The following is a 26,584-nucleotide window of genomic DNA, read 5'->3' as shown; positions in this document are numbered from 1 at the left end:
AAAAGGTGAACGACTTGATGTCGTTCACCTTTTTCTTTTTATGAAACAATTATTCGTTGCAGTCTCGGTGCAAAATCATTCATTAACGCCACAATACTACTTTGTGTATGCTCAGCCAAATCCTGCATCGTTATACTTTGATCACCAACACGACCAATTAAGGTCACCGTAGTGCCAACTGCAACTGGATTAGTAACAAGGATCATTGATTGATCCATGGCTACGCCCCCGACAATATGACCAATTTGTCCATCCGCAACCAGAGCACGCATGCCACTCCCATTGAACGGATAACCGTCAGAATGTCCAATTGGAATAGTAATCAAATACCCATCATTTGGTGCATGATATTCTGCCCCATAGCCGACCGCATCACCTTTTTTCAGTGGCTTGCTGTTAACAACCTTAGCTTTCAATGATAAAGCTGGTATCAACTCGAATGGCATCGACATTATTGGCACAGAACCGTTAATGCCAAATAATCCAATACCCAAACGAACAATATCCGTATTAATTTTTTCGGGATACCAAGTAGCAATACCCGTATTCGCAAAATGCTTTTCATTTGGTTCTACTGGTAAATCATGTGTCAAGCGCTGCCATTCGGAAATTTGAAAATCCACATAGTCAACATTTGGTGTATCTGCAGTAGCAAAATGCGTCCACATACTTTGAAAAATGAGTGTATCTTGCGCTGATACCTCTTGAATTGCTGCCACTAAATCTTCACGACTTTTAAAACCAATACGGTTTAAGCCCGTGTCAACGGGTAACGATACCTTTAATGTCAATCCTGTACCAGCTAACTGTTCAGCTGCTGCTTTTATTGACTCCTTAGTACTAAAAGCTAGCGTAATATTACGTTCAGCAGCCAATCGCGCATAGCGTGGATCTGTTAATCCGAGTACATCAATTGGTTGTATATAGCCCAAATCACGTAATATCAAAGCTTCATCGAGCATGGCCATGCCAAAGCGGGTAGCCCCAGCTGTAATACTCAAAGAGGCCATCTCAGGTAATCCATGCGAAAAAGCATTAGCTTTCAAAACAGCCATAATCTCTTTGGCATGCGTGTTCTCTTTAATCACTTTTAAATTATGCACAACTGCTGATTGCGACAACTCAATTACAGCATGTCGATGTGGTGCATTATAGTTCATTCATTTTCACACTTTCATTTTATAAATAATTTCTCATGTAATTCTCTTAATTATACAATAACACAAGAATTTTATAAAACTGTATGTTGATGTGTATTCTTTCCTAATTTTTTATAAGGAATTAAACGATTGGATTAGTATTTTGGCAACTTCCGTTATTTCAATCTTTTCACGATCAAATTCAAGCCATTCCCCGTATACGTTCCATAAGCCGCCAACCCCGTACCTTGTTGTATATATTATTTCACGACTATTCACCTCTTTTTGAATATGCCAAGGCGCAGAAATAGTCGCGTACAACTCAGGGATCATTTTGTTAAACTCACTTAACACATAGGTGAATAAACCGTTCTTTTGTAATATAAACAACTCGTGATCATACTGACCCCAATAATTAAAAAAATAAACGATAAACTCTTTGAAATTTGCTAATTTTTTTGAGCGTAAGTCATTACCATACTGCTCAATTAGGATATCAATGTATTCCGTCAAAATATCTTCTTTAGAGGCATAGTAGCGGTAAAATGTTCTCCTTGATATTCCTGATCGTTTACTAATATCTGAAATGGTAATTGATTTAATATCTTCTACTTCATCCAATAACTCCAAGAATGCACTCCGCACCCATTCTCTTGTTTGCAACGACATTCGGTTATTCATCAAGTTCCTCCTATATTTGACACAAATCTTTTAATCTGTGTAACTAGTTACAATTTTATTTCAGCGCTTCTATTTCATTTTTTTAAGCCTATACTATATGTTGTTGGCACAATTGTGACATGAATACACTTCTGTGTCAAGCGTCACTACAATTGTACACTTTTATAACGATGCACAAAAAGGAGAAAACAAGGTGAATAAAAATAGTAGGAGAATTTTAAGATGATTAAATCAACAAAACGTTTGGGATTCATTGGTCTGACAATCGCCATGTTTATGGGGACATTAGACAGCACCATAGTCAATATTGCTTTACCAAAACTAATGACGACATTCAATACTAATTTGGCAGGAGTTAGTTGGGTTGCTACTACCTACACGCTTGCCTTAGCCGTTTTTATGATTACAGCGACAAAATTAGGCGACAAATTTGGTCGAAAAAAACTCATGATTATTGGTTTACTTCTTTTCGCAGGATCTTCGGCAGCTTGCATGTTTGCCCCCTCACTCATGTATCTTTTAGTTTTTAGATCTTTTCAAGGATTGGGTGGCGCAATAATTACACCACTGGTATTGCCCATGGGCGTTGAACTCTTTGGTAAACAACACATGTCAAAAATTGCGGCAATTGTAGGTGCCATTACTGCCCTTGCGGCAGCTGGTGGCCCTGCTGCTGGTGGCTTTATTTTGGAATATATGTCTTGGCACTGGATATTTGGCCTTAATGTACCGATTGGCCTAATATCTCTACTACTAGTACTGCTCTTTACAAAAGAGTCTTTTGATGAAACACTTGTTGGTCATTTCGATATTTCTGGCATGCTTTTTTTAACCATATCATTAACAGGAATTACTTTTGGTTTACTTGAAGGCCGTGAGTACGGTTGGACATCAACGCTTATTTTGTCAAGCTTTTTAGCTGGCATAATCGGGTTAATCACGTTTATTCTGATAGAACTAAAAGTTAGTTCACCCATTGTCGAACTTAATCTTTTTCGTGAAAAAACATTCACTTCATCTTGTATTATTTATTTCGCGACTGGATTTGCGCTAGTCGCCCCAGCTGTTATTTTTAATTATTATCTACAAAATGTACTCAACTATGATGCTTTGCATGCTGCTTTAATGATTATACCCGTTTCGTTAGCTATTGCTGTGACAATGCCCCTAGCTACACGTTTATCTGATAGAATCAGTGCTATCCCTGTAAACTTGATTGGTATGCTACTTATAGCTGGTAGCCTACTATTATTCTCATTTATAACTACAACAACACCAAAAAGAGTAATGATTGTTTTCTCGATTATTATCGGTTCAGGATTCGGTTTCTCTACGGTTTCTTTTGTTTCTTCCGTCAGGCACTTACCAAAATCAAAAACTGGCATTGGCTCTGGTATTACGAATGCTTCCCGCCAAATTGGTACTTGTCTGGGAATTGCCGTATTAGTTACTGTCCTCAATACTAATATATCAACAGCCAAGTCTCATATACAAAATCATTCCGTAGCCATAATCAATCGAAAAAACTTATCTCCAAATGTTAAAAATACTGCAGAATCCGGAATCAGGCAGATTTTTTCAAGCAATGATCAAAAAAATGTCAACTATACGTCGCGACAAAAACAATTTACTAAACAATTAAAGCATGCTGCTTTAAACAAAAATAACCTGCCCCGACCTAAAAAAGGCACAGACTACCGAAAGCTATATGATGCCACATTTAAAATTAGTGAGGGAAATCAAAAAATCAATGATTCTTTACAAAAATTAGCGGGCACAACCACAACAAATAAAGTGTTAAACAACAGTATTATTGCGCTATCTGATGGTACCTTAACTTTACTAAATGGTCAAAAAAACATATTAGAAGCCATTAAATTGCTGGCTCAAAGGGATGAATTGAAAAGTACTTTATCAGAAATTAAAAAGGAAAAAAATACATCCCTAAGCCATGCATTCAGTAAAACCTATGTCATATGTGCTTTCTTATTACTACTTTGCTCTCCTATCGCTTTGTTGTCAGATAAACGTCAAAAGAAAACACATTAATAAACAAAAAAGCATAATCAACCCTATGTTGACTATGCTTTTTTTGTTTTTGGGTTCAACTTAAAACCATAAAAAGTATTCCCCTTAAAAGTTTGTTTCGCCATTTTTCCAACAGCCGTGTATGATTTGCCACGTTTAGACTTAGCTGGAAAGCTGACTTCTGATCCAGTCAGTAGCTTTTGCAGTTCTTCATCTGTAAAAACGTGCCCACTCCATTCGCGAGCAAAGGTAATTTCCTGTCCTTGCCAGATACCGGTCATTTTTTCAGATGTTTTACGTGGCTTTTTTATACTTGGTTTGGGCTTACCAAGCAATGTTTCAAGTGTCTGCGCATTGTCTAACATAATCGGCATATCGTGTTCAACTACTTTTGTCGCTGAATCCAGTACTTGAACCATCGTCATTTCAAATCGGCCGACTTGGTCCATCATTTCGAATAAACGCTTTGTGATTTTTGGTGAAGCAATCCAAGTATCTTTTACCATGATTGCAGATACATTTCCAGTTTCCGTCAAACCTAATTTACCACGCTTTTCAGTTAACATGGCTTTGGTGCCACGAGACATTTCAGATAGTGTTGATACGCGCGTCGCACCAGTTCCAACGTTATGCTTTTCTAAAAACGCCATAATCCATTTGGTCGTCGGTACCTGTGGCTTTGGATTCGCACCTTCATGTAAATATGGCATTGCTTGCGGACCTAATTGGCCACTAATTGACTCCTCTTCTTCACCTTCTTCAACCTTAATAGCTTTTTGTGAATCATAGACTAACTTAAAGTTTAGCTTAATTGGGATGTTGAAGGCTGTCTTGAATTCCGGATAATCTTTCAAATTAGCCGTAACATGGTCATAAACGTAATCTTCTGCTAACATCGCTAAGTAGTTTTTAGCCAAAACTTCATAAATCGCTGGTCCACTAGAGCCAAATTTTGCTAAAGATTGCGTAGTTTGTGGCACATTCTCACCAGGACGATTGGCACCGTGTGCCCCTTGTGACTTAACATGTGTTTTTCGTGGTGAACGGTGTGTTAGTAAATTCTTATCAACACCAACGACGCCTGCAATTTGATCAATCAACGGCAATAACTCATTAAATTGTTCCGGCGTCACTGTCTTATCCTCTGTACGCGGATAAGACACGATCTGTGCTTCATACATTTTTTGATAGGTACTTAATACTTCTTTGGAAGAAAACCCACGAGGTGCCAATATAGAAGCCAATCCTGCTAAATCTAACAGCTTACCGGGTGCTTGTGTACGTGTTTGGTGTTTTTCATTAATAACTTCAGTTTCATGATAATTGTTAAAATCGACTTTTGCTTGTTCTTTTGTTGCAAAACGCCAAGGAATTACCTCTCCCTGCGGTGTCACTCGTCCAAAAATATGCCCCGCTGGATCTTTAAACTTCACTTCAAAATATGGCGTTTTAATATAATTTTTAATAGCTGCAAGTTGTTGATAAATACGCCAAACAATAACAGATTTCAACCGACCTTCACGCGCGACCACTTTAAATCCTTCTTTTTTAGCGGCGGTAGTTGCAATTCGCGTAAGTTGCATAGACGCAAAATCCCAGCGGTTACGACTTTCACCCTTTACATACTCCCCATCCGCCATTTTATCGGAAACATTTCGTAATTGGTGCATGGCTTTTTGAATGCCGGACACTGACTCATCCATAAAATTAGCCCGTAATACCTGTCCACGCCAGCCAATTGCGTCTAATGCTTCCCAAGCGAGTAGTTCCCCTTCTCCGGAAGGATCTGTATCAGTTGCGATTACAATCGCATCGTACCCTGATTTGGACTCCTTTTTCAATTCATCAATAAGTTTTTTGGTTGATTCAATCTTTCCTGTACGAATATTACGTTGGCGAATATAAGTCCGTGCCCAAGAAAAATCTTCTAAATTCCATGGTAAATGTTTCACCAACCAAGATTTATATTGCTTTTTTAAATCTTCAGCCACCATCTCTTCAGGATCTTTTAAGGTCATAACATGACCACGTAAATTCGTAATTTTATATGTAAAATCACTAAAAACTCCTGTTTTTCCACCAAGCGCTTTCGTAAAATTGGCTGCCGCTGAAGGTTTTTCAGTTAAAATAAGGTAGTTTGGCATAAGGAATATTTTTAATCTTTCTTAAAGTTGACCTATTCTATTTTAACAGATTACAAGTTAATCCGCGAAGACGGTCAACTAGAAAATTAAACCATGAATGTATAACCAATATAAAAAGCAATTCAACATCGCATTAATTTGTTGAATCACTTTTTTTCGGCTTATTTTTTTGCAATTGCTCATTAATACGGCGCGCATTATCTCTGCCTTGTTTCCTAAAATAGATAAAAATAATGACATAAGTAATCACAAATGTTGGTATATTAGTAAACGTAATCACTGCACTTCCAAACGTTAACCAAATGAAAAATCCATATGTCAATATCTCCAAAATGAAATGGCTAATGAGCTGTGTAATAAACGTTATCTTGTCATACTCAAATATGAGAGATAATAAGCCCATAATTGCGCTCATGGTCATTAACAGACCAAATTGCTTCATCGATGGTGTTGCATGATTTAAGGTAAACGATAATAGAGAGATAAATGATCCAACGCCAATGCCAACTAATAGATATACAATTGCCTCTTTAAAATGCTTCATCTTCTGCGTTCCCTTCTAATCTTTTTAGAATACCTTTGATAAACCGTCTAGATACGGTTACTCGAGCCTGGTTGGTCAAAAAAGCGTAATAATTACCGGAAAACGCAGATTCCATCTTCGACAAATAAGATAAGTTCATTACTTCTGATTTGGAAATTTGCACGAAATCAGATTTTTGGTTTTCTTCCAAAAACCTTTTTAACGTTTTTCTAGTTGTGATTTTGTGATTATTTTTGAGTGTAAAAGTTAAATCATTTCCATAACTTTCAACTAAAATAATATCTTCTTTATCTACAACACGAATATTGTCAGCTGTTTTGATAGCAAGCTGTCGTGAAGGTGTGTTTCTAGATTTAAGATACTGCGCAATATCTGCTAATTGCTCAATATCACTACCTGAAATAACAACTTGAACATCTTTCAATTTATCATCAATATTGATGTTTATTTCCATTTTTATTTCTCACAATCACTTTCAAAATCACACCCAGAATACCTAATAAAATAAGTAGATATAGACCTATTTTACCAGATATATAATCAGTGTCATTAAGATGATTGGTATAATTGGTGACAAATAATTTGATTGGCAAATAATCTCCTAACTTACCGACATCCATATTACCCATGATTCCTGAAATAATCATGATAGCAAAATAGCTAATCATGGAAATACCATAGACACGAGAAAATTTCTTCAAAATCGTTGTCAGGATAAAAACAATGATGAAATATACTGCTGTATTTAATATTTGAAATATTGCCATTTGACCGATGATTACTGCATTTGGCAGAGGCAAATTAAAATGTGATAGAAAAATCCACGAGTAGATGATGCTTGATAATAGAACAAACACTGTTAGTGCCATAAATTTGTGTAAGGCTTGCGAAACGCGCGAATAACCGAAAAGTTCGGCACGCAATGTAAAACCTTGCTCGACTTCTTGTGAAAATAATGAACTAAAACCAACAAATACCATCGAAAGCGGTATCGTACAAAAAAAGCCCAGGTAAAGTTGGTTCAAAGCTTGCGGTACGTTAGCATAGCTATTGCCAAACACTAATGCCATCATTGGTGCAAACGCAAACCCAAAAAATAATGTAATGATATTGCCTAATAAATTTTGAAATTCAAAGACTAACTTCCTTTTTTTAATCATGCCCGCTGCCCCTTCATAACTTCCGTATAAACTAATTCAATATCGCTCTGTGTCCGCCTAAAGTCATCCCCATCATCAATCAGTCGACGTGCGACCTTGTATTCATCTTCTGGTTGTTGGACTTTGATGCTTTTTTCAGTATGATTGTCTACTATAAAAGCAGAATAACCTATATACTGCTTAAACAAATTTTTGGGTTCATCAAAAGCTTTTACTTGTCCATCATGAATAACTAGAAGTTTATCAGCTAACGCTTCAATTTCTTGTGCGTAGTGCGTGACCATCAGAACAGTCGTCTGGTGTTGCTTAAAATAGATTTTCAATTGACTAATTAGTGCTTGCCGACTTTCAAAATCAAGTCCCGTCGTCATTTCATCCAAAAATAGTAATTCTGGTTCTTGATAAAGTACCATAATCAAGCTCATTCGTTGTTTTTGTCCACCAGATAAGTTTTTAAAATGAAGTGATAGTTGGTCACTAAAATCAAAAAAATCAATTAACTCAGTTAATTTTTTATCTCGCTTAATACGCGTGTTCAGCATGCCTTCTATCATTTTTTGATTTGTCATCGTATCAACGTAGTGCTGTTCCTGCATTAAGATGCCAACATCATCGGTATCAATTCTCACCTGACCCTTAAAAGGAATTAACCCGAGACAGCTATTAACTAACGTCGATTTCCCTGAGCCGGATTTACCCATTACTCCTATAATCTCACCCTTATTGATGGATAGTTTTGGCACCGTTAAGGCAACTTTTCTTCCATAAGATACACTCAAATTTTTTATGTTTAACATATATTATCACCCTTCTAATATTGGCTTTATTGTAGCAATTGAGGACATAAAAAAACCGCTTTTGTGATAAGCGGTTGAATACAAGTAATGAAAATACCTGTTAATATAATTCACTGACATTACATAAATGCAAGTACAGCAAAGTTAAGCAAGAAGAATGCAGATACGATTAATAACACTGGTGAGACTTCCTTAAACTTTCCTAAAGCAAATTTCACGATAATAAAGAAAATAAAACCAGCAGCGATACCATAAGAAATTGAATAACTAAAGGCCATAAACACAGAAGTAAAGAAAGCAGGTAACGCAACTTCTAATGATTCCCATGAAATTTTCTTAAATTCGCCCATCATCATAATACCCACCAAAATAAGTAGTGGAGATGTAGCTGCTGTTGGCACAACACCAACCAAAGGAGCAAATAAGATCATTAAGGCAAATCCTGCAGCTGTTACGACATTGGCCAAGCCTGTTCTTGCTCCGGCTGCAACCCCTGATGCTGATTCAATGAAGGTTGTCGTATTTGATGTACCAACAATACCAGCAAATGCTGTTGTAAATGTATCAACAACTAGCGCACGATCCATTTTAGAGTTAAAGCCATTACTAGACTCAAATGACTTCTGATCTTCCTTTGAAAAAATGCCCGTTTGATTACCGATACCAATTAATGTGCCAATAGCGTCAAATAATCCGGTTAGGCCCATAGCAAAAATCGTAACTAACGCTAATGACGCATGATGCCAGTTATTAAATAAGCTGCCCAATCCTTGAGCACCTAATGATTGACCAAACACCTGCCCCAATTCACCGAAGGCATGGCTAACTGAGGTTCCAGCCCCAATATGCGTATTCGTAACACCCATTGGAATACCGATTAATGTGGTCACTATCAATGATATAAGGAATGCGCCAGGCACCTTTCGCATCACCAACACAACCAAAATAACAAAACCAATTAATGCTAATAAGGTACTAGCGTTGTTGAATTTAGTCAATTCTGGTGTTACACCACCATTGGCCAAGATGCTATTTACCGCACCATGTACTTCTCCAGTGAACGGTTTGCCATTTAGCGTCATAATATTGCTAGGATCAACAATAAAATTGATAAAACCGGCGTTTTTCAACCCTATATAAGTAACGAACAACCCAATTCCACCACCAATAGCCGCTTTTAATTCAGTTGGAATACCCTTAACAATTGCACGGCGACCATGTGTCAACGTAATGACAATATCCACTACACCAACTAAAAATACGATAGCCAATGCTTGCTGCCAGGTAAATCCGAAGCCAAACACGATAGTATACGTGAAGTATGCTTGCATGCCGATACCTGGTGCCAAAGCAAACGGTACATTAGCAAACAAGCCCATAAACAATGTACCAAAAACTGCTACTAGAATAGCCGCTAAAAATACGGCTTGTGTTGGCACACCAGCTTGCCCTAGAATTTGAGGGTTCAAAAAGAAAATATAGGCCATTGATACAAATGTCGTAATCCCAGCAATGATTTCACGACGGACAGTAGTTTTATTTTCTTTCAATTGAAATAATTTTTCCATTATTCTCTCCTATACAATTATGTAACTCATCAGCCTATTTGTATGAATACATCAATGGAAAATAAAAAATTGACGCACGAGTGGCTATCAATTAAATAACATGTTTATGATAGTTCCAGCATGGGTGCTGGCTAGAAACAATCGACCATTATTCGATACTATATCAGCTAAATTTCACATAGAATAGTCTAGCATTGATATCCAAAGAAGACAAGTGCTTAAACTGAAATGATAATAATTACTTGTCCAAAAATACTTATAAATAACTTGACGACTACTTAAAAACTTGATATTATATTATAGTCATCTGATACAGATTGACATTATTGACCATGGCTCGTTGGTCAAGTGGCTAAGACGCTGCCCTTTCACGGCGGAATCGAGAGTTCGATTCTCTCACGAGCTATATCAAGTCGCAACTCCGGTTGCGGCTTTTTATTATCTCTTCTTAAATAATCAACAATTCCTTTTATTTTAGACGTTGTCAGGCTTTTTTCTCCACGACGAATATGCTGACATTACTCAATCCTAATTCTATTGTTATGGAAATTATTTCAATTTTCAAAATAAACTGTGCTGATGATTTAAGGCTTAAAAAACATAGTCTCGACATACTATAATGTCAGAGCAAACAATCCGAGAAAAAAATATAGTATTTATTAACAAATTCGAATTATTTTTGTAAGCAAAAATAATTTCTAAATAAAAGGACAATAGTTATCCTTATCACAATTTTTGGCTTTTCGACATACATTTTAGTCAAAAATTGAGTTATAGTATTAAATATTAAACTAGATAAGGATCGCTTCCATATGAATAAAAAAGGTCTATTATTAGTCAACCTAGGCACCCCTGACTCCCCACATCCAGATGATGTGAAAGCATATTTAAAAGAGTTTCTATCAGATACCAACGTTATTCAAATGCCCAGACTACTCTGGCAACCCATTTTAAGAGGTAAAATTTTGCCTAAGAGATCGTTTAAATCAGCTGAACTTTACCAAAAAATTTGGCGAAAAGACGGTTCGCCATTAATGGTCTATGCGAAAAAACAAGTTGAGCAAGTACAGCAATTACAACCAAACTGGATTGTTCGTTGTGCAATGACTTATCGTAAGCCTAACATTGCAGAAACACTGAAAGAAATGCGTCTGGCGGGCGCTGACGACATTGTTGTATTGCCACTGTTTCCCCAATATTCTGTTACATCAACACAATCAGTCATTGATCAAGTCCGTAAGGCCGACAAAAACATTAACATTGTTAAGTCATTTTACAACGATGAAGCCTATTTGGATTTATTAGCTAGAGACATTCGCGAGGCGTGGGCTAAAAACGATTATGATCGTTTAATCATTAGTTATCATGGTGTTCCCGAATCATATGTTCGTCGTGGTGACCCTTATGTTGACCACTGTACAGCAACCACACAAGGCGTTTTAGAGCGCGTTGGGCCGTTAACACCTGATAATACTCACCAGGTTTTCCAATCACGATTTGGGCCAACTGAGTGGGTCAAACCATACTTAAGTGACACACTAAGGTCACTGCCCAGCCAAGGTATCAAACGTGTCCTAGTAGCAACTCCAGCATTTGTAGCCGACTGCTTGGAAACCATCGAAGAAATTCACGTTGAAAATCATGATATTTTCAAACAGGCAGGTGGCGAAGTCTTTGATGTTGTCCAACCTTTTAATGAACATATTGATTTTTCCAAATATATTGCTTCTCTTGCGAATCGGCATTTTGCACAAAATTAATTCACAAATAAAAAACGCAATGAATGCCATTGCGTTTTTTATTTATTATTATAATTCGACGTTATGATAAACTTTTTGAACATCATCGTCAGATTCTAATACATCAATTAACTTTTCGAAAATTTCTAAGTCTTCGCCTGCCAGTGTCATTTCTGATTGTGGCAACATGCTGATTTCCGTAGTTGAGAAATCGCTCACACCACTTTCACGCAGAGCAGCAATTGCTTGATGCAAAGCAGTTGGTTCTGTATAAACAACAATATGATCATCTTGTTGTTCGGCGTCACGAACATCAACTTCAGCGTCTAGCAGTGTTTCCAACGTAGCATCGGCATCTTCACCCTCAAAAACAATCACGCCTGTTTCATCGAATAAATAACTAACAGAGCCAGCAGCACCGTAAGTTCCACCATTTTTATTGAAAGCTGTGCGCACATTTGTAGCTGTACGATTAACGTTTGATGTCAACGTATCTACAATAATCAATGAACCGTTTGGTCCAAATCCCTCGTAACGTCCCTCGATAAAGGTTTCATCCCCTGAACCCTTTGCCTTTTCAATGGCACGTTCAATAACGTGCTTTGGCACTTGTGCTTGCTTAGCACGTTCAATAACAAACTTTAATGTTGAATTAGCCTCAGGGTCTGGACTGCCACCTTGCTTCGCTGCAGCATAAATTTCAATGCCATACTTACTGTTAACTTTAGCGGCAGCACCATCAGTCTGCGCCTTCTTCATTTTAATGTTTTCCCATTTACGTCCCATGAGGTCACCTCTTTTAATTTACATCTTTTACTATTATAACCGTTTATGATGCTTTTGCACCACAAAATCATTACTTCACAATTCGATATTGTCCTGGTTTTAAGTCGGCAATATGATATTCACCAATATGTGTCCGTATCAAGCGTAGCGTTGGAATACCAACAGCTGCTGTCATACGGCGTACTTGCCGATTACGGCCCTCTTTTATTTTTAATTGAATAAAACTCGTTGGCTGGTTTTTACGAATACGGATTGGCTTCTCTCGTTCCCATAACCATTTTGGATAAGGAATACGTTTGACTTTAGCTGGTAAAGTTAACCCATCTTTTAACGCCACACCTTGCTCAAGTTGCTTTAGTTGTGACTTTGTTGGGACCCCTTCTACTTGAACAACATAAGTTTTATAGGCTTTATTATCAGGATCAGTCAATTCATGATTCAGTTTACCGCTATCAGTCAGCAATAATAGGCCCTCACTGTCCATGTCCAAACGACCAGCGGCATAAACCCGTGGAATATCAATGTAGTCAGCCAAAGTTGGTCGCCCTTCAGCATCAGTAAACTTAGTTAAAACATTGTACGGTTTATTGAATAGTACAATCATGTTTTTCAATTGCGTCCTTTTCATTGTAAAAAAATAAGCAAACCTCAGATGATTTGCTTTGCAAGATATGCATAATAGTGCCGACGAGAGGATTCGAACCTCCGACCCCAGGTTTACGATACCCGTGCTCTACCAACTGAGCTACGTCGGCGAAACTCCGACTGCCGGGCTCGAACCGGCGACAACCTGATTAACAGTCAGGTGCTCTACCAACTGAGCTAAGTCGGAATGACGTTGCTAACACAACTATATTATTATGCCATGAGTGAGAAAATCTGTCAACAGTTTATCACATAAAAAAGAAGCAAATCAAGATGATTTGCTTCTCATAAAACTCCGACTGCCGGGCTCGAACCGGCGACAACCTGATTAACAGTCAGGTGCTCTACCAACTGAGCTAAGTCGGAATGATGTCGCTAACACAACTATATTATTATAACTAATTGTGTAACGACTTGTCAATGATTTATTATTCTGGACGCATTGTTGGGAACAACACAACGTCACGAATTGTGTCAGAATCAGTCAATAACATGACCAAACGATCAATACCAACACCAAGTCCACCTGTAGGTGGCATACCATATTCCAAAGCTTCTATGAAGTCTTCATCAATACCTTCAGCTTCGTCATTACCATTCTCACGTTCAGCCGCTTGAGCCTCAAAACGTGCACGTTGGTCAATAGGATCGTTTAACTCAGTAAAGGCATTCGCATACTCGCTACCCATAATAAACAATTCAAAACGATCAGTAAAACGAGGATCATCAGTATTTTTCTTAGCGAGTGGTGACACTTCAACTGGATGTCCATAAACAAATGTTGGCTGTACCAAAGTATCCTCTACAAATTCTTCGAAGAATGCATTGATAATATGACCCACACCCCAGTATTTTTCGTACTTTACATGGTTATCATCGGCCAACTTTTGTGCTTCTTCAACGGACATTTCCTGCCAAAAATCAATACCAGTTTGTTCTTTAATCAAGTCGACTAGATGTTTGCGCGCAAACTTTGTGCCAAGATCAATTTCAGTTCCCTGATAAGTAATTTTCAAGTCATCTGAGACGACAGAAGCGGCAGCTTTGAAAATACCTTCAGTTTCGTCCATAACATCTGTAAAGTCCATATAAGCTGCATATGACTCCATTGTTGTAAACTCAGGATTGTGCTTTGGATCCATACCCTCATTACGGAAAATACGGCCAATTTCATATACACGTTCCATGCCACCCACAACCAAACGCTTTAAGTACAATTCTGTTGCGATACGCATGTACATATCAATATTCAAAGCATTATGATGTGTGATAAATGGACGGGCTGCAGCCCCACCGGCTTCAGTTTGCAAAATTGGCGTTTCAACCTCAAGGAAATCATTTCTATCCATATATGCACGAATAGCAGAAATGATATGTGAGCGTTCTTGGAACTTTTTGAAAGAATCTTCATTGGCAATCAAATCCAAGTAACGCTTACGATACCGTGTTTCAACATCAGAAATACCATGGAACTTATCAGGCATTGGACGAAGAGCCTTAGATAAATGTGTTAATTCTGTAGCCAAAACTGTTAATTCACCAGCTTCAGTCTTCATCATAATTCCCTTGATTCCAAGGAAGTCACCCAAATCTGCTCTTTTAATAATCGGATAATTATCTGCTAAATCATCACGTCTTGCATAAACCTGAATTTTTCCAGAAACATCACGAAAATCAGCGAAAATAACTTTACCTGCGCCACGCTTTGCAACCATACGACCTGCAATAACAACTTCATGTTTTGCATTCTCTAACTCTTCTAAAGAGCTGGCATCATATAGATTATGCAGTTCTTGCGCTTTTGCTGTACGTTCAAATCGCTTACCGAATGGGTCTAAGTGTAAATCACTAACGATTGTTGCCAACTTTTGTCGACGCGCTAGCATTTGATCATTAAGGGCTTTTTCTTCAGCCATTTGTATAAAATCCTTCCCTATTGCGCGTTTTTTAAATACACGCCTACTAACTAAATATCATACCAAAAAAAACAATAATCTCAAAGTCACTCGTTATTTTTTTCAATCTGCTTCAAAATTTCGGATAATTGTTCCTCTGTGAAAAAGTAACGCTTTCCGGAGAACTTTCCCACAATTTCAGCGCCATGGTCTTCTTTGATCATTGCCTGAATTTCAGATGCTGGAAGTGTGAGCAACATTTTAGCATAAGCGTCTTTGGATGGCTCTGCGGCCAAACCGATGCCAGCTGTTTGAAGTATCTCAACTTCACCTTTCCCAAAAATCTCTTCAAGCACTTCTAATGGCGTATATCTTTCTTGAATCATTTCAGAAAGTGGTTTCATGTTTTTTAGAGCTAGCTCAAGTTGATCAATTGCTTCATCAGTAGCGTCAGGTAGCGCCTGAACAAGAAAGCCACCTGCTCCAGCAACCGTATCATCACTGTTCATATAAACGGAAACACCTATAACCGATGGTGTTTGCTCTGATTGTGCTAAGTAATATGTAAAATCGTCTCCAATTTCTCCGCTAACCAATTGACTCTGACCTATGTAAGGATCAGAGTAGGGAGCAAACTTTGTAACCTGTAGAAAGCCATTTTTTCCAACAGCTTTAGCCACATCAAGCTGTCCCGCTTCATTTATAAGTGTCTCAAGGTTAGGATTGGTTACGTAGCCACGCACACTTCCTTTAGCATCAGATTCTACTACAACATTGCCAATTGGTCCGCGTCCATTAATTTTTGTTGATAAGGTTTCTTCACCTTTCAAAACGGCCTGAGCTGTCAAGGTCGTGGCCAACAAACCACGTCCAAGAACAACAGCAGCAATACGCGATGTTTCGTGGATTTGCGCTGCCTGATGGACGAGATTGGTCCCATTTACGGCAAACGTACGAAAATACTTGTTTTTAGTAATTGCTTTGATAAATTGATCTGCCATAATTTTCCCTATGTTTAATTTAATATTTTTTTATTTAACAGTTTATTACTTTTGTATTTGCTAAACACATGACAAAATAAAAAGTCGACGTCACCGTCAACTTCTATTTTACTTATTTTCTGTATTATTGTCATCTGTTTCTGACTTATCTGTTGAATCAGTATCCTCATTTTTGGACTCTGAGTGATCGTCAGATGACTTTTCTTCATCTTGTTTTTCAAAGCGTTGTTCAGCTTGTGAATCCTTAGCATCAGCAGCAGCTTTTGCTTCTTCAAACGACTTTGCTTTTGCAAGCTCTGTATCATCTTGGATATCCTTACGAGTAAAGGTTCCTGTTAGATAAATATCCTTGATTTGCTTTTCATCTAATGTTTCAACTTCAAGTAGAGCCTCAGCAATTGCTGTCAATTTGTCTTTATTGTCGCGCAATATAGCAATAGCATCATCAAATGCTTCACGTGCCAAACGACGTACTTCCTCGTCAATCAAACGAGCTGTTTCTTCAGAGTATGCACGGTTACCAGCTTGATCAGCATAGCCAACGCTAGCATTACCTTCAAGTTGAACCATGCCTAACTTATCAGACATTCCGAAAGCCGTAACCATTTGACGAGCCAAACCAGTTGCTTGTTGGAAATCATTTGACGCGCCTGAACTAGCTTCGTTAAACATAAATATTTCTGAGGCACGACCACCCATCAAACCAGCCAGTTGCTCCTTAGCCTCTGAATATTTTAAGTTATATCGATCATTCTTAGGCGTCATTAAGGCATAACCACCAATGCGACCACGCGGAACAATAGTAACTTTTCGAACGACTGAAGCTTCTGAACGAACTAATCCTACTAACGCATGACCAGCTTCATGATAGGCAGTTGTACGACGCTCTGATTCAGACATGTTATGGTTTGTCTTGGCTGGACCTTGGAAAATACGATCTTCAGCCTCATCAATATCTGCAGCATCAACTTTGGACTTGTTTCGACGGGCAGCAAGTAATGCCGCTTCATTTAACAAGTTTTCCAAATCCGCTCCAACATACCCTGGAGTTTGCTGAGCAATAGCTTTCAAATCAACATTGTCTGCCAATGGCTTGTTCTTTGCATGGACGTTTAAGATTGCTTCACGTCCTTTAACATCCGGCGCTCCAACTAAAATCTTACGATCGAAACGACCTGAACGAAGCAACGCTGGATCTAAGACATCAGAACGGTTAGTAGATGCTAAAATAATAACACCTTCAGAACCTTCGAAACCGTCCATTTCTATCAAAATTTGGTTCAAAGTCTGCTCACGCTCATCATTACCACCGCCCATGCCTGTTCCTCGACGACGACCAACTGCATCAATTTCATCAATGAAGATAATGGCTGGCGCAGATTTCTTAGCATTTTCAAATAAGTCACGAACACGGGATGCACCAACACCAACGAACATTTCTACGAAATCTGATCCTGACATTGAGAAAAATGGTACGCTAGCTTCACCAGCAACGGCTTTGGCCAAAAGCGTTTTACCGGTTCCGGGAGGTCCCTCTAGCAATACACCCTTTGGTATGCGAGCCCCTAAGTTCACAAACTTCTTTGGCGCTTTTAGAAATTCAACAACTTCAACCAGTTCTTGTTTTTCTTCTTCGGCACCAGCAACATCAGCAAAACGTACTTTGTTATCCTTGGGATCTGAAGGTTTGGCTTTGGATTTACCAAAGCTCATCATGCCACCTTGACCACCTTTTCCGCCACCAGCTTGGTTCATCATCAGGTAAAATACCGCAACAATCAACAAAACGGGTACTAAGGATACCAACAAGTTTAACCAAAATCCAGAATTTTCAGCTTGTTTAGTCACTAATTCTGTTTTAGTCTTTGTAGCAGCGTCTGTCACTGACTTTAGCGACGCATCATTGGGTAGCAAAGTTGACGTAAACTTAGTTACCTTTTGTGTAGGTTGGAATAAACTAAGTCCCTTATCCTTGGTTGCTGTTTGTGCCTTCTTATACGTTCCAGTAACATTATAGATGCTGTTACCAGGCTGTACTGTAACTGACTTCAATTCTTTATCATTCAGTGCTTTAATAAATTCACTTGATGTAATCGTTTTCGTGGTTGTCTTATCGTTACCAAACAAGCCGTAAACCATTCCTACAACAGCAAGAAATATGAAAATATAGAATACACTGCTTCGTAAGAAGCCACCTTTATTATTGTTCATTGTATTTCCTCAATTCTTGTTCGAAGTTTATTTAGTGTATACTTCTTTTTTCAAAATACCGACATAAGGTAAATTGCGGTAGTGCTCTTCATAGTCAAGGCCGTAACCAACCACGAATTCATTACGAACATTGAATCCTGCATAGTCAGCATCAACTTCGACTTTTCGACCTTCAATCTTATCAAGTAAAGTCGCTACTTTAATTGATTTTGCACCACGTTTCGCAAGTAATTCTTTCAAAAAAAGTAATGATTGTCCAGTATCGACAATGTCTTCTAAAATGATAACATCTCGTCCTCGAACATCTGAGCGAACGTCTGTTACGAGCGTTATTTCATCAGAACTTGAGACACCGCCATGATAACTAGAGATTTTTATAAATTCTAGTTCAGCATATAAATCTACTTCGCGCAGTAAATCAGCTGTCCAAAGGTAGGCGCCTTTCAGCACTGATAAAAACAAAGGCGTTGAACCCGCATAATCTTGGGTAATTTGTTTTCCTAAACGCTCTGCCGCTTTTTGAATACTTTCTTGGTCATACAACACTTCTTGTATATCGTTATCCACTTAGGTTTCCTCAATTTGACATACGAGCCAATATGGCTGTGTATTTTCTTTAACAGCAAAATCCGCATTTACACGCCACTGATTACTGCGTAAATGCACTGCAATTACCTCATCATCGGCTGTCGCAAGAACCCACATCATTGTACGTTCTTGCGGCGTCAGTTTCTCATCAATTGCTAAACGTCGTAAATTTTTATGGCCGTTTATGAGAGCAATTTTATCACTCGCTTTTGCTGGGCGCAAGCTTAGATATGGTAATGAACGCGTAAGCTGAAACTTGATAAATGATTGGCCGTTCATAGGGACATTATCAGTCCACATGAACGTTGTTTTTGCAAAAGAATGCCATTGATTCAATTTTAACATAACTGGCGTCAAAACTTGCGCCATATTTTGTTGTTTTTGTATACTAATTTTTTGATAAGTTTTTATGAACTCAAAATTATCTGCCAGAGCAATTTTTCCATTCGGTTTATGGGTATTGCTCAACAATTGAATCATTTGTTGCAGTTGATTTTCTTTAATGTTAAATAGCTTATTTTTTTGAAGCCAATATTTCAGTGTTGGTAGTTGCCAAAGTGTAGGAATCTTCTGCCAGTCTTGAATATCATTAGCGTATATTTTAGCCTGATTATCAATTAACCGCTGTTGTTGTAAAATTTGTGCGGCCATATTATTAATATGTCTGACGGCTCGTTGATTAATAGTTGTTAATTTTGGTAAAACATCGTTACGCAATAAATTTCTCGGCGTATAATCAACGTCAAAGTTCGTTTTATCCTGACGCCACCCCAAATGATTATCCTGTGCATAAGTAATTAGTTCTTGTTTAGTTATCGACAAAAAGGGCCTAATAACTTTATGGTTCTTTGTTTGCATGCCACCCATTTGTTGTAGTCGCCCTCCTCGTATCATCTTAAGAAGGACTGTTTCTGCTTGATCGTCTGCGTGATGGGCAACAGCGATTGTATTCGTGTGATACTTTTGAGCTAACTCCTCAAAAAAATCATAACGAAATTGACGAGCTGCTTTTTCCACTGCATGGTCAGGAATATGTTGCCAGACCTGTTCTTCAAATATGGCACCAGTTTGAGTCGCAAGCTGCCGAACGAAGTCAGCATCATCATCACTTTCCTCACGTAACCTGTAATTCACGTGTGCAATAACAAGGTTGGCCTTAGTTTTTGACAACGCATGAACTAGAACTACGGAGTCAACACCACCAGAAACTGCAACGATAACTGTCTCTGGCCAATTATACTGTTGTATAGTTTGCAAAATTTTTTCTGTCATATACGAAAAAGGCACCCCTAGGGCGCTTCCTTAATTATTATCGGATGGTAAATTATAAACAAGTTCTCCTTGCTTTGAATAACCATATTTGTCTCGTAGTAGTTGCTGTAAATACGTTGCGTCTTTTAAACGTTTTGTATCAGCAGTTAAATCAGTATTGGTTTTTTGGACTTTTTCCAAACGATCTTGTGTATTCGTTAGTTCTTGATTAGCCGCATGCAACTTCACTTGGCCTATCAAGAGTTGCACAACAAAAATTATCGCTATCAACCCGCCAAAAAGAAGAATTTTTTTCTCCCGTCGCGCGTGCGCCTTGCGATAATGTTTTGCCGCTTCCGAGTTAGCACGTTCTGATTTTTTAATTTCACGTGCTATCGCTGGGTTTAACGGTGTAATATTTGATTGTCTTCTTTTAAAATTACCCGCCATAGTGAATTCTACCTAATGTAATTTTGTCACGTTCTTTATCATTTTACAATAATATTTAAACTAACTTAAACATTTTGGCTATTATTCGTCACCAATTTTACGAAAATCTTGCTGAAATTTCTCACTAATAACTTCATACATGTCAGCAGATTCTTCTTTTTTGGTTGTTTCAACAATTTTGAGTACTTTAACTGTCAGCGTTTTGTTTCCAAAACGTACTTCTAATTCATCATTTGTGGACACATCTGATGATGACTTAGCAACTTTACCGTTAATTGAGATTCGTCCTTGGTCAGCAATCTCTTTGGCGACCGTCCGACGCTTAATTAACCGCGAAATTTTAAGATATTTATCTAAACGCATATTCTTCTCCTATATTTAATGATGAAGTTCATTTAATGTTTTTGCTGATAATTTATTAATAATGACTAACAAAAAGTTCCGTAAAATATTGAGCCAGATACTACTTTCTGCGACATCGTTCACAGTGAAGATCACTTGTAAATTACCTTCTTCTGTTCGTACAGCTGCTTTTAACGGCACGTCAACCATTGTCTCAAATATGGCTTCTCCAGCTAAGTTTTTCGTAGCTGTTTCATTAAATGTCATAATTAATTGTTTTCTTTGGCGTCGTATATTCGTAATTTGTGACTGATCAGCTAACTGCTTAATTTGACCTACGAGCAATAATCGGGCCACCTCATCTGGCATTTCACCAAATCGGTCAAGCATATCAGACTCAATGTCTTCAAATTCTGCATCAGTTCTAGCCTGACGAATGCGAGAATATAATTCAATTTTTTGTGCATTATCACTAACGTACTCATCTGGCAAATAAGCTAGCACACCTAAGATTAATTCTGCATCCGTTTCTGGTTGGCTTGCCGTAACTTGTTTTCCCTGTTTTTGTGCCACAGTATCTTTCAACATTTGAGTATACATGTCATAACCCACTGAATCAATAAATCCGTGTTGTTGTTTACCGAGCAAATCACCTGCACCACGAATACTTAAATCACGCATAGCTATTCTGAAACCTGAACCGAGTTCCGTGAAATCGCGTATGGCCTCAAGTCTTTTCTCGGCTTCTTCTGAGGGTGTACGCGTAAATGGGTAAGTAAAATATGCATACGCTAAACGTGTCGAACGCCCAACACGACCACGCAATTGATAAAGCTGTGCCAACCCCATATGGTCAGCATTTTCGACAATTAAAGTATTTGCATTAGGGATGTCGACACCTGTTTCAATAATTGTGGTTGTTACTAGAACATCATATTGTCCATTCAAAAAGTCATATAGGATACTTTCAAGCTGTGTTTCTGACATCTGCCCATGAATTGCAGCTACACGCGCCGAAGGAATTAATTCTTCTATTTGACTAACAATACGGTCTAGGTCAGCAACACGATTGTGTAGATAAAAAACTTGACCGTTACGTGTAATTTCTTTTTCAATCGCATCACGAACTATTTTCCAATCCATTGCCAAAACATAAGTTTGAATTGGATATCGGTTTGCAGGTGGTGTTTCAATGACAGATAAATCACGGGCGCCCACCATAGCCATATTAAGCGTACGTGGAATTGGTGTTGCAGTCAATGTTAGGACATCAACACTTGTTCGTAACTGTTTTAGTCTTTCTTTATGTTTAACACCAAACCGCTGCTCTTCATCTATGATTAGTAAACCAAGATCTGAAAAGTCCACATCTTTGCTCAACAAACGGTGCGTACCGACAACTACATCGATTTCGTGATTTTGAAGCTGCTCAATAATCATTTTGTTCTGGGTTGGCGTTTGAAAACGACTTAATACGCCAATTTTAATTTCTGGAAAATCACTAAATCTAGCCAACATTGTTTCATAATGTTGTTGAACCAAAATTGTAGTTGGCGCTAGAAAGGCGACTTGTTTACCAGAATGAGCAGCTTTAAAAACAGCACGCAAGGCAACCTCAGTTTTTCCAAAGCCAACGTCTCCCACAAGTAACCGGTCCATTGGTCGCAGCTTTTGCATATCAACTTTAATTTCTTCAATACTGCGAATTTGATCAGGTGTTTCTGGGTAACCAAAAGAATCATCAAACTTAATTTGGGCATGATCATCCGGTGGAAAAACGTACCCTTGCTGCGCTTCACGTTTAGCGTATAACTCTAATAAATCATCAGCAATATCTTCAATTTTTGCCGCAACTTGTCTTTTTGTTTTAGCCCACTCACTACCACCCAATTTGTTTAACTTAGGTTTCTTAGCAACATCAGATGCACCAACATATTTTTGAATAAGATTAAGTTGTGTGACAGGAATAAATATTTTCGCATTTTGCTGATAAGCAATTGTTAGATAATCCTGTTTTCCACCGTCAGCTTCAATTGTTTGCAAGCCTTCATAGCGACCAATACCATGATTAATATGAACAACGTAATCGCCCACATTCAATTCATTATAAGATTTCAAACGCTCTGAGTTAGCAATTTTGCGGGTTCGCGGTGCGGAATGCTTTGCTTGTGTAAATAGTTCATGTGTAGTTAGTACGGTCAAATGTAATTTTGGCCATTCAAATCCAGCTGATAGCTCACCTGGCATAATTTGTACTTGGTTTTTCACTATATCTCGCGTCTCAGTGACCGGTACTTCTAATTCAGATAAACTACGAGAAAAGTTAGCCCGTCGTTTAGCGTCAGGAATTAATAACACCATTGTAATACCAGATTCCTGTGCATATATTAAATCATTTTTCAAGGCAGGAATTTGTCCATAATACTGATTTGCTGGGCGCGTTGTCACTTCTTCAACATTGGTAAACTTAATTCGGTTGAGTCCACGCTGAAAATTAGCTAAGTAGATTGTCGCATGTTGATTACTTGCTAATAAATCGGTGATTTCAGTTCGCCAAGTTTGTTTTGGTAATAACTGATACGCTTCAATTTGCTGCTCAATCCATTCCTGATCACGTGTCATTTGCTGAAGTCGCGTTTCCATTAATCGTGTGTATTCATCAATGATGATTAACGAATCAGTTGGAAAATAGTCAAGTAGGGTTGTCTGGCCATCAAAGAAAAAAGGAGCATATGGCACTAACACACTACCTCGTTCTCGTTCGTTCAACATATACTGTGTGGGAGCAAAGCCATCCGTGGCATGCTTTTTATCAACCCCGCTTAGATTGGTGCGGTAATCGCTAAAAGCGCTTTCAATCGCTAACTTAGCCTGGTCATACTGATGCTCTGATACGATAAAATCTGTCGCCGGTTCAATATTGATTTCGTCAAAACTAGTGGTACTTTTTTGGGTCGCAACATCAAAGCTCTTTAATTGGTCCAATTCATCATCAAAAAAGTCAAGTCGAATAGGATCATCAAAGGTAATTGGATAAACATCAACAATTGATCCTCGATGTGCGAATTCACCTGGTGTTTGAACTAATTTAGTTGGTGTATATCCCATCATCATTAAAGTGTTTTTAATGACATTCAAATTGTAAGCATCCCCAACTTTAACATGTAAATGTGCTTGTTCCAGTGACTGCTTTTTAGGTACCAAACGTTCTGCACCTGCCAAACTTGTAACCACAATAATAGGTTTTTCTGTTTTTAAGGCAAGTAATGTTTGTACGCGTTGTAGTCGTAATTCAGAAGAACTAATTGCCATTTCTGTGGCAATAGACTCTTCTGCTGGAAAGTTGTAGACCAGATCTTCAAGCAAAGATGACAGATCATCGAAAAATTGATCAGCATGCACTTGCGTGTCAGATATAATCAACATTGGTCGGGGATTTTTACGGTATAAGGCAGCAATACTAGCCGCACGAGCGGTGCCATTCACGCCTAAAAGCAACTGTGCTGAGCCCACAGTTGCCTGTTCGTTAAGTTTTTTAATTGTTACTGTGTCACTTAAAAAGTCTATTAATGTCATTTATCCATTATATCGATTACTTAGTTCAGGTGCTGTGGCACCTTGAATCCAATCCGCTATCGCTTGCGTACTACGGTCCAACATTGCGTCTATGTCTGGTTTTTCTGCTGCAGTAAATTTTCCTAAAACATAATTAACAACTACATTTTGCTCATGAACAGGATGCCCTAGTCCAAATTTCAAACGCAGAAATGTCTGGGAACCAGTATGCGTCATGATGCTTTTTAAGCCATTATGACCACCCGCCGATCCTTTCGCACGAAAACGCATTTTACCAAATGGTAGATCCATATCATCAACCAATACTAATACATCATCAACATCTCCGTCGTAATAGTCCAGAATGGCTCGAACGGCTTTACCAGAATCGTTCATGTATGTTGTTGGCTTAACCAACATGACTGATTCTCCGCCTATGATTGTCTTAGCAACCAAAGCAAATTGCTTACTTGGAGAAAATGACATATGATTTGCTGTCGCAAAAGCATCAACAGCCATAAAGCCAATGTTGTGGCGTGTTTGGTCGTATTCTGCACCAATATTTCCAAGTCCAAATATAAATTTCACGTTTCTATTCCTCATAAAGCATTCTAAAATAATCTAACCTTCAGTATACCACGCACACACTACAATTTTGTGTTATCATATTGTATGGCTATTTAATGATAAAAAAATTAGATTAGGACAGGATAATGTTTCAAAAATCTTTGGTAATCCCTAAATCGGAGTTAACAACCGTAACCGAAAATGCAACAATTCAAGAAGTGTACGATATTTTTAATGACCCAGAAAACGCACACACACGCACCATGCCTATTCTTGACGAATCAGGCAAGCTTTTTCGTGGTAATGTCTATAAACAACACGTTTTTGAACACGTTGCAAAAAACGGGAATATGAACTTACCTGCAACAGCCATTATGCGCAACTCAACAAAATTTATTTACACGAATAGTAAATTTTATGAAGTTTTTTTTGCGATTAGAGATTTACCATTTATTGCTGTCTTAGATGAAAATCATCAGTTTTATGGTATTTTTACGCACGATGCTTTAATGGACTTATTGTCACAAAGTTGGTCAGTCCGTTCTGGGGGTGTTGCCATAGCTATTTCAACACATAACACTCAAGGGGATTTGAGCAAAATTTCTAAAATCATCACACGCTATTCAAATATTGAATCACTACTTACCATTCAATCTGAGCTTAAACCCTTAACTGTTCTCTTCACGCTTCCCTTGCAAGAAGATAGCGAGCAATTGGAAAAACTTATCAAACGCTTAGAAAAGAAAGGTTATCATGTTTCAAGCGTCGAAAATTTAAATCGTTTTAGATAATAAGTAGTATACAAAAACACCGCACCAAGGTAATAAAACCTTGATATGGTGTTTTTTTCATGTATTGCGTATTACTTTGTTGCTGGTTTTTCACCTGATTTTGTTAAAATACCATCAATGAAACCATATTCCAATGTTTCTTCAGCACTCATCCAATTATCACGTTCAGTGTCGCGGCCAATTACCTTCAAATCCTTACCTGAAGCATCAGCTAAAATTTTGTTCAACTTGGCACGTGTCTTCGTCAATTGTTCTGCAATGATTGCCATGTCAGTTTGCTGTGTTCCACCGGCAGCACCGCCCATTGGTTGGTGGATGAGGTATTCAGCATTTGGCAACATAAAACGATGCCCTTTTTCACCGGATGCAGCAATGATTGTTCCCATTGATGCCGCTAGGCCCATTACAATAGTTGTTACTGGTGCCTTAATGAAATTCATTGTATCAGTGATTGATAATCCAGCTGTCACCGATCCTCCGGGTGAATTGATATACATAGAAATTTCTTTTGTTGGATCTTGAGCTTCTAAGAATAGCAATTGCGCAACGATTGATGTTGCCATACTATCTTCAATTTCGCCCTGTACCAAAATAATACGATCTTTTAACAAACGTGATGGTAAATCATAATTTTCACGTCCATTGGCAGTTTGTTCAATAACTCCTGGCCACATATATTTTACCTCATATCTTAGAGTGGTT

The 26,584-nt window shown here is 38.1% G+C and carries 23 protein-coding genes and 4 tRNA genes; 4 read left to right on the top strand and 23 right to left on the bottom strand.

Annotated features, from left to right (window positions below):
- Positions 1-38: 38 nt before the first annotated feature.
- Complete coding sequence (gene alr, locus LEUM_RS02055; RefSeq protein WP_010292339.1) at positions 39-1,160, bottom strand: alanine racemase; 1,122 nt, start codon at positions 1,158-1,160, stop codon at positions 39-41.
- A 111-nt stretch (positions 1,161-1,271) separates the two neighbouring features.
- Complete coding sequence (locus LEUM_RS02050) at positions 1,272-1,820, bottom strand: TetR/AcrR family transcriptional regulator (RefSeq protein WP_011679274.1); 549 nt, start codon at positions 1,818-1,820, stop codon at positions 1,272-1,274.
- 222 nt (positions 1,821-2,042) lie between these two features.
- On the opposite strand from LEUM_RS02050, the gene LEUM_RS02045 reads away from it, so the two are divergent.
- A complete protein-coding gene (locus LEUM_RS02045; protein WP_011679273.1) occupies positions 2,043-3,869 on the top strand; it encodes an MFS transporter in 1,827 nt (608 codons plus the stop codon).
- Between the two features lie 32 nt (positions 3,870-3,901).
- Here the strand turns inward: LEUM_RS02045 and LEUM_RS02040 are convergent, their stop codons facing one another.
- The 6 genes from LEUM_RS02040 to LEUM_RS02015 all read right to left on the bottom strand — a co-directional run bounded on the left by LEUM_RS02040 (position 3,902) and on the right by LEUM_RS02015 (position 10,061).
- Positions 3,902-5,992 carry a DNA topoisomerase gene (locus LEUM_RS02040; RefSeq protein ID WP_011679272.1) on the bottom strand — a complete coding sequence of 697 codons (2,091 nt, stop codon included), beginning with the start codon at positions 5,990-5,992 and terminating at the stop codon, positions 3,902-3,904.
- Positions 5,993-6,125: 133 nt separating this feature from the next.
- Complete coding sequence (locus LEUM_RS02035) at positions 6,126-6,536, bottom strand: DUF3021 family protein (RefSeq protein WP_011679271.1); 411 nt, start codon at positions 6,534-6,536, stop codon at positions 6,126-6,128.
- Positions 6,523-6,990: a LytTR family DNA-binding domain-containing protein gene (locus LEUM_RS02030; RefSeq protein ID WP_011679270.1), complete on the bottom strand. Its 468-nt coding sequence runs from the start codon at positions 6,988-6,990 to the stop codon at positions 6,523-6,525. Before LEUM_RS02030 ends, LEUM_RS02035 begins: the two co-directional genes overlap by 14 nt.
- Positions 6,968-7,696 carry a membrane protein gene (locus tag LEUM_RS02025; protein ID WP_011679269.1) on the bottom strand — a complete coding sequence of 243 codons (729 nt, stop codon included), beginning with the start codon at positions 7,694-7,696 and terminating at the stop codon, positions 6,968-6,970. The genes LEUM_RS02030 and LEUM_RS02025 overlap by 23 nt, the downstream gene beginning before the upstream one ends.
- Entirely contained in the window at positions 7,693-8,493 is an 801-nt protein-coding gene (locus tag LEUM_RS02020) for an ATP-binding cassette domain-containing protein (protein ID WP_011679268.1), read from the bottom strand. Before LEUM_RS02020 ends, LEUM_RS02025 begins: the two co-directional genes overlap by 4 nt.
- 119 nt (positions 8,494-8,612) lie before the next feature.
- Positions 8,613-10,061 (bottom strand): NCS2 family permease, encoded by a 1,449-nt coding sequence (locus LEUM_RS02015; RefSeq protein ID WP_011679267.1) that lies wholly within the window; start codon positions 10,059-10,061, stop codon positions 8,613-8,615.
- A gap of 334 nt (positions 10,062-10,395) precedes the next feature.
- Here LEUM_RS02015 and LEUM_RS02010 point away from each other — a divergent pair.
- Positions 10,396-10,467 (top strand) — tRNA-Glu (locus tag LEUM_RS02010).
- A gap of 406 nt (positions 10,468-10,873) precedes the next feature.
- Positions 10,874-11,821 (top strand): ferrochelatase, encoded by a 948-nt coding sequence (gene hemH, locus LEUM_RS02005; protein WP_011679266.1) that lies wholly within the window; start codon positions 10,874-10,876, stop codon positions 11,819-11,821.
- 48 nt (positions 11,822-11,869) lie between these two features.
- On the opposite strand, the gene LEUM_RS02000 is transcribed toward hemH, so the two are convergent.
- From LEUM_RS02000 to pth, 14 genes are all read right to left on the bottom strand, one after another.
- Entirely contained in the window at positions 11,870-12,586 is a 717-nt protein-coding gene (locus LEUM_RS02000; protein ID WP_004164706.1) for a YebC/PmpR family DNA-binding transcriptional regulator, read from the bottom strand.
- A 70-nt stretch (positions 12,587-12,656) separates the two neighbouring features.
- A complete protein-coding gene (locus LEUM_RS01995; protein ID WP_011679265.1) occupies positions 12,657-13,190 on the bottom strand; it encodes an rRNA large subunit pseudouridine synthase E in 534 nt (177 codons plus the stop codon).
- Positions 13,191-13,268: 78 nt separating this feature from the next.
- A tRNA-Thr gene (locus LEUM_RS01990) sits at positions 13,269-13,341 on the bottom strand.
- A 4-nt stretch (positions 13,342-13,345) separates the two neighbouring features.
- Positions 13,346-13,418 (bottom strand) — tRNA-Asn (locus LEUM_RS01985).
- A gap of 106 nt (positions 13,419-13,524) precedes the next feature.
- A tRNA-Asn gene (locus tag LEUM_RS01980) sits at positions 13,525-13,597 on the bottom strand.
- Positions 13,598-13,659: 62 nt separating this feature from the next.
- On the bottom strand, positions 13,660-15,147 hold the full coding sequence (gene lysS, locus LEUM_RS01975; RefSeq protein ID WP_011679264.1) for a lysine--tRNA ligase: 1,488 nt from the start codon (positions 15,145-15,147) through the stop codon (positions 13,660-13,662).
- An 86-nt stretch (positions 15,148-15,233) separates the two neighbouring features.
- The gene (gene hslO, locus LEUM_RS01970) at positions 15,234-16,127 is read right to left on the bottom strand and encodes an Hsp33 family molecular chaperone HslO (RefSeq protein WP_011679263.1); all 894 of its coding nucleotides are present in this window, start codon (positions 16,125-16,127) and stop codon (positions 15,234-15,236) included.
- Positions 16,128-16,235: 108 nt separating this feature from the next.
- The gene (gene ftsH, locus LEUM_RS01965; protein ID WP_011679262.1) at positions 16,236-18,338 is read right to left on the bottom strand and encodes an ATP-dependent zinc metalloprotease FtsH; all 2,103 of its coding nucleotides are present in this window, start codon (positions 18,336-18,338) and stop codon (positions 16,236-16,238) included.
- Positions 18,339-18,365: 27 nt separating this feature from the next.
- The gene (gene hpt, locus LEUM_RS01960; RefSeq protein WP_010277907.1) at positions 18,366-18,905 is read right to left on the bottom strand and encodes a hypoxanthine phosphoribosyltransferase; all 540 of its coding nucleotides are present in this window, start codon (positions 18,903-18,905) and stop codon (positions 18,366-18,368) included.
- Positions 18,906-20,198, bottom strand: coding sequence for a tRNA lysidine(34) synthetase TilS (tilS, locus tag LEUM_RS01955; protein WP_011679261.1), 1,293 nt, complete (start codon positions 20,196-20,198; stop codon positions 18,906-18,908).
- Between the two features lie 30 nt (positions 20,199-20,228).
- A complete protein-coding gene (locus LEUM_RS01950) occupies positions 20,229-20,627 on the bottom strand; it encodes an FtsB family cell division protein (protein WP_011679260.1) in 399 nt (132 codons plus the stop codon).
- Between the two features lie 81 nt (positions 20,628-20,708).
- Positions 20,709-20,990: an RNA-binding S4 domain-containing protein gene (locus tag LEUM_RS01945; protein WP_004164715.1), complete on the bottom strand. Its 282-nt coding sequence runs from the start codon at positions 20,988-20,990 to the stop codon at positions 20,709-20,711.
- Positions 20,991-21,005: 15 nt separating this feature from the next.
- Positions 21,006-24,545: a transcription-repair coupling factor gene (gene mfd / locus LEUM_RS01940; protein ID WP_011679259.1), complete on the bottom strand. Its 3,540-nt coding sequence runs from the start codon at positions 24,543-24,545 to the stop codon at positions 21,006-21,008.
- Positions 24,546-25,112 carry an aminoacyl-tRNA hydrolase gene (pth, locus tag LEUM_RS01935; RefSeq protein ID WP_010291225.1) on the bottom strand — a complete coding sequence of 189 codons (567 nt, stop codon included), beginning with the start codon at positions 25,110-25,112 and terminating at the stop codon, positions 24,546-24,548.
- 125 nt (positions 25,113-25,237) lie between these two features.
- Here pth and cbpA point away from each other — a divergent pair, with 125 nt between their 5' ends.
- Positions 25,238-25,882, top strand: a complete 645-nt coding sequence (cbpA, locus tag LEUM_RS01930; protein WP_011679258.1) for a cyclic di-AMP binding protein CbpA — start codon at positions 25,238-25,240, stop codon at positions 25,880-25,882.
- 71 nt (positions 25,883-25,953) lie between these two features.
- Here cbpA and LEUM_RS01925 read toward each other — a convergent pair whose 3' ends face one another.
- On the bottom strand, positions 25,954-26,556 hold the full coding sequence (locus LEUM_RS01925; protein WP_004164719.1) for an ATP-dependent Clp protease proteolytic subunit: 603 nt from the start codon (positions 26,554-26,556) through the stop codon (positions 25,954-25,956).
- Between the last annotated feature and the right edge of the window lie 28 nt (positions 26,557-26,584).

Source organism: Leuconostoc mesenteroides subsp. mesenteroides ATCC 8293 (assembly GCF_000014445.1).
Classification (GTDB): domain Bacteria; phylum Bacillota; class Bacilli; order Lactobacillales; family Lactobacillaceae; genus Leuconostoc; species Leuconostoc mesenteroides.
The sequence above is the reverse complement of the archived record's forward strand: the minus strand, read 5'-3'. Positions and strand labels throughout refer to the sequence as shown.

What these genes read in the sequence shown, in the direction of transcription:
- alr (WP_010292339.1), bottom strand. Translation starts at nt 1,160, where the DNA reads ATGAACTATAATGCACCACATCGACATGCTGTAATTGAGTTGTCGCAA.
- LEUM_RS02050 (WP_011679274.1), bottom strand. Translation starts at nt 1,820, where the DNA reads ATGAATAACCGAATGTCGTTGCAAACAAGAGAATGGGTGCGGAGTGCA.
- LEUM_RS02045 (WP_011679273.1), top strand. Translation starts at nt 2,043, where the DNA reads ATGATTAAATCAACAAAACGTTTGGGATTCATTGGTCTGACAATCGCC.
- LEUM_RS02040 (WP_011679272.1), bottom strand. Translation starts at nt 5,992, where the DNA reads ATGCCAAACTACCTTATTTTAACTGAAAAACCTTCAGCGGCAGCCAAT.
- LEUM_RS02035 (WP_011679271.1), bottom strand. Translation starts at nt 6,536, where the DNA reads ATGAAGCATTTTAAAGAGGCAATTGTATATCTATTAGTTGGCATTGGC.
- LEUM_RS02030 (WP_011679270.1), bottom strand. Translation starts at nt 6,990, where the DNA reads ATGGAAATAAACATCAATATTGATGATAAATTGAAAGATGTTCAAGTT.
- LEUM_RS02025 (WP_011679269.1), bottom strand. Translation starts at nt 7,696, where the DNA reads ATGATTAAAAAAAGGAAGTTAGTCTTTGAATTTCAAAATTTATTAGGC.
- LEUM_RS02020 (WP_011679268.1), bottom strand. Translation starts at nt 8,493, where the DNA reads ATGTTAAACATAAAAAATTTGAGTGTATCTTATGGAAGAAAAGTTGCC.
- LEUM_RS02015 (WP_011679267.1), bottom strand. Translation starts at nt 10,061, where the DNA reads ATGGAAAAATTATTTCAATTGAAAGAAAATAAAACTACTGTCCGTCGT.
- hemH (WP_011679266.1), top strand. Translation starts at nt 10,874, where the DNA reads ATGAATAAAAAAGGTCTATTATTAGTCAACCTAGGCACCCCTGACTCC.
- LEUM_RS02000 (WP_004164706.1), bottom strand. Translation starts at nt 12,586, where the DNA reads ATGGGACGTAAATGGGAAAACATTAAAATGAAGAAGGCGCAGACTGAT.
- LEUM_RS01995 (WP_011679265.1), bottom strand. Translation starts at nt 13,190, where the DNA reads ATGATTGTACTATTCAATAAACCGTACAATGTTTTAACTAAGTTTACT.
- lysS (WP_011679264.1), bottom strand. Translation starts at nt 15,147, where the DNA reads ATGGCTGAAGAAAAAGCCCTTAATGATCAAATGCTAGCGCGTCGACAA.
- hslO (WP_011679263.1), bottom strand. Translation starts at nt 16,127, where the DNA reads ATGGCAGATCAATTTATCAAAGCAATTACTAAAAACAAGTATTTTCGT.
- ftsH (WP_011679262.1), bottom strand. Translation starts at nt 18,338, where the DNA reads ATGAACAATAATAAAGGTGGCTTCTTACGAAGCAGTGTATTCTATATT.
- tilS (WP_011679261.1), bottom strand. Translation starts at nt 20,198, where the DNA reads ATGACAGAAAAAATTTTGCAAACTATACAACAGTATAATTGGCCAGAG.
- LEUM_RS01950 (WP_011679260.1), bottom strand. Translation starts at nt 20,627, where the DNA reads ATGGCGGGTAATTTTAAAAGAAGACAATCAAATATTACACCGTTAAAC.
- LEUM_RS01945 (WP_004164715.1), bottom strand. Translation starts at nt 20,990, where the DNA reads ATGCGTTTAGATAAATATCTTAAAATTTCGCGGTTAATTAAGCGTCGG.
- mfd (WP_011679259.1), bottom strand. Translation starts at nt 24,545, where the DNA reads ATGACATTAATAGACTTTTTAAGTGACACAGTAACAATTAAAAAACTT.
- cbpA (WP_011679258.1), top strand. Translation starts at nt 25,238, where the DNA reads ATGTTTCAAAAATCTTTGGTAATCCCTAAATCGGAGTTAACAACCGTA.
- LEUM_RS01925 (WP_004164719.1), bottom strand. Translation starts at nt 26,556, where the DNA reads ATGTGGCCAGGAGTTATTGAACAAACTGCCAATGGACGTGAAAATTAT.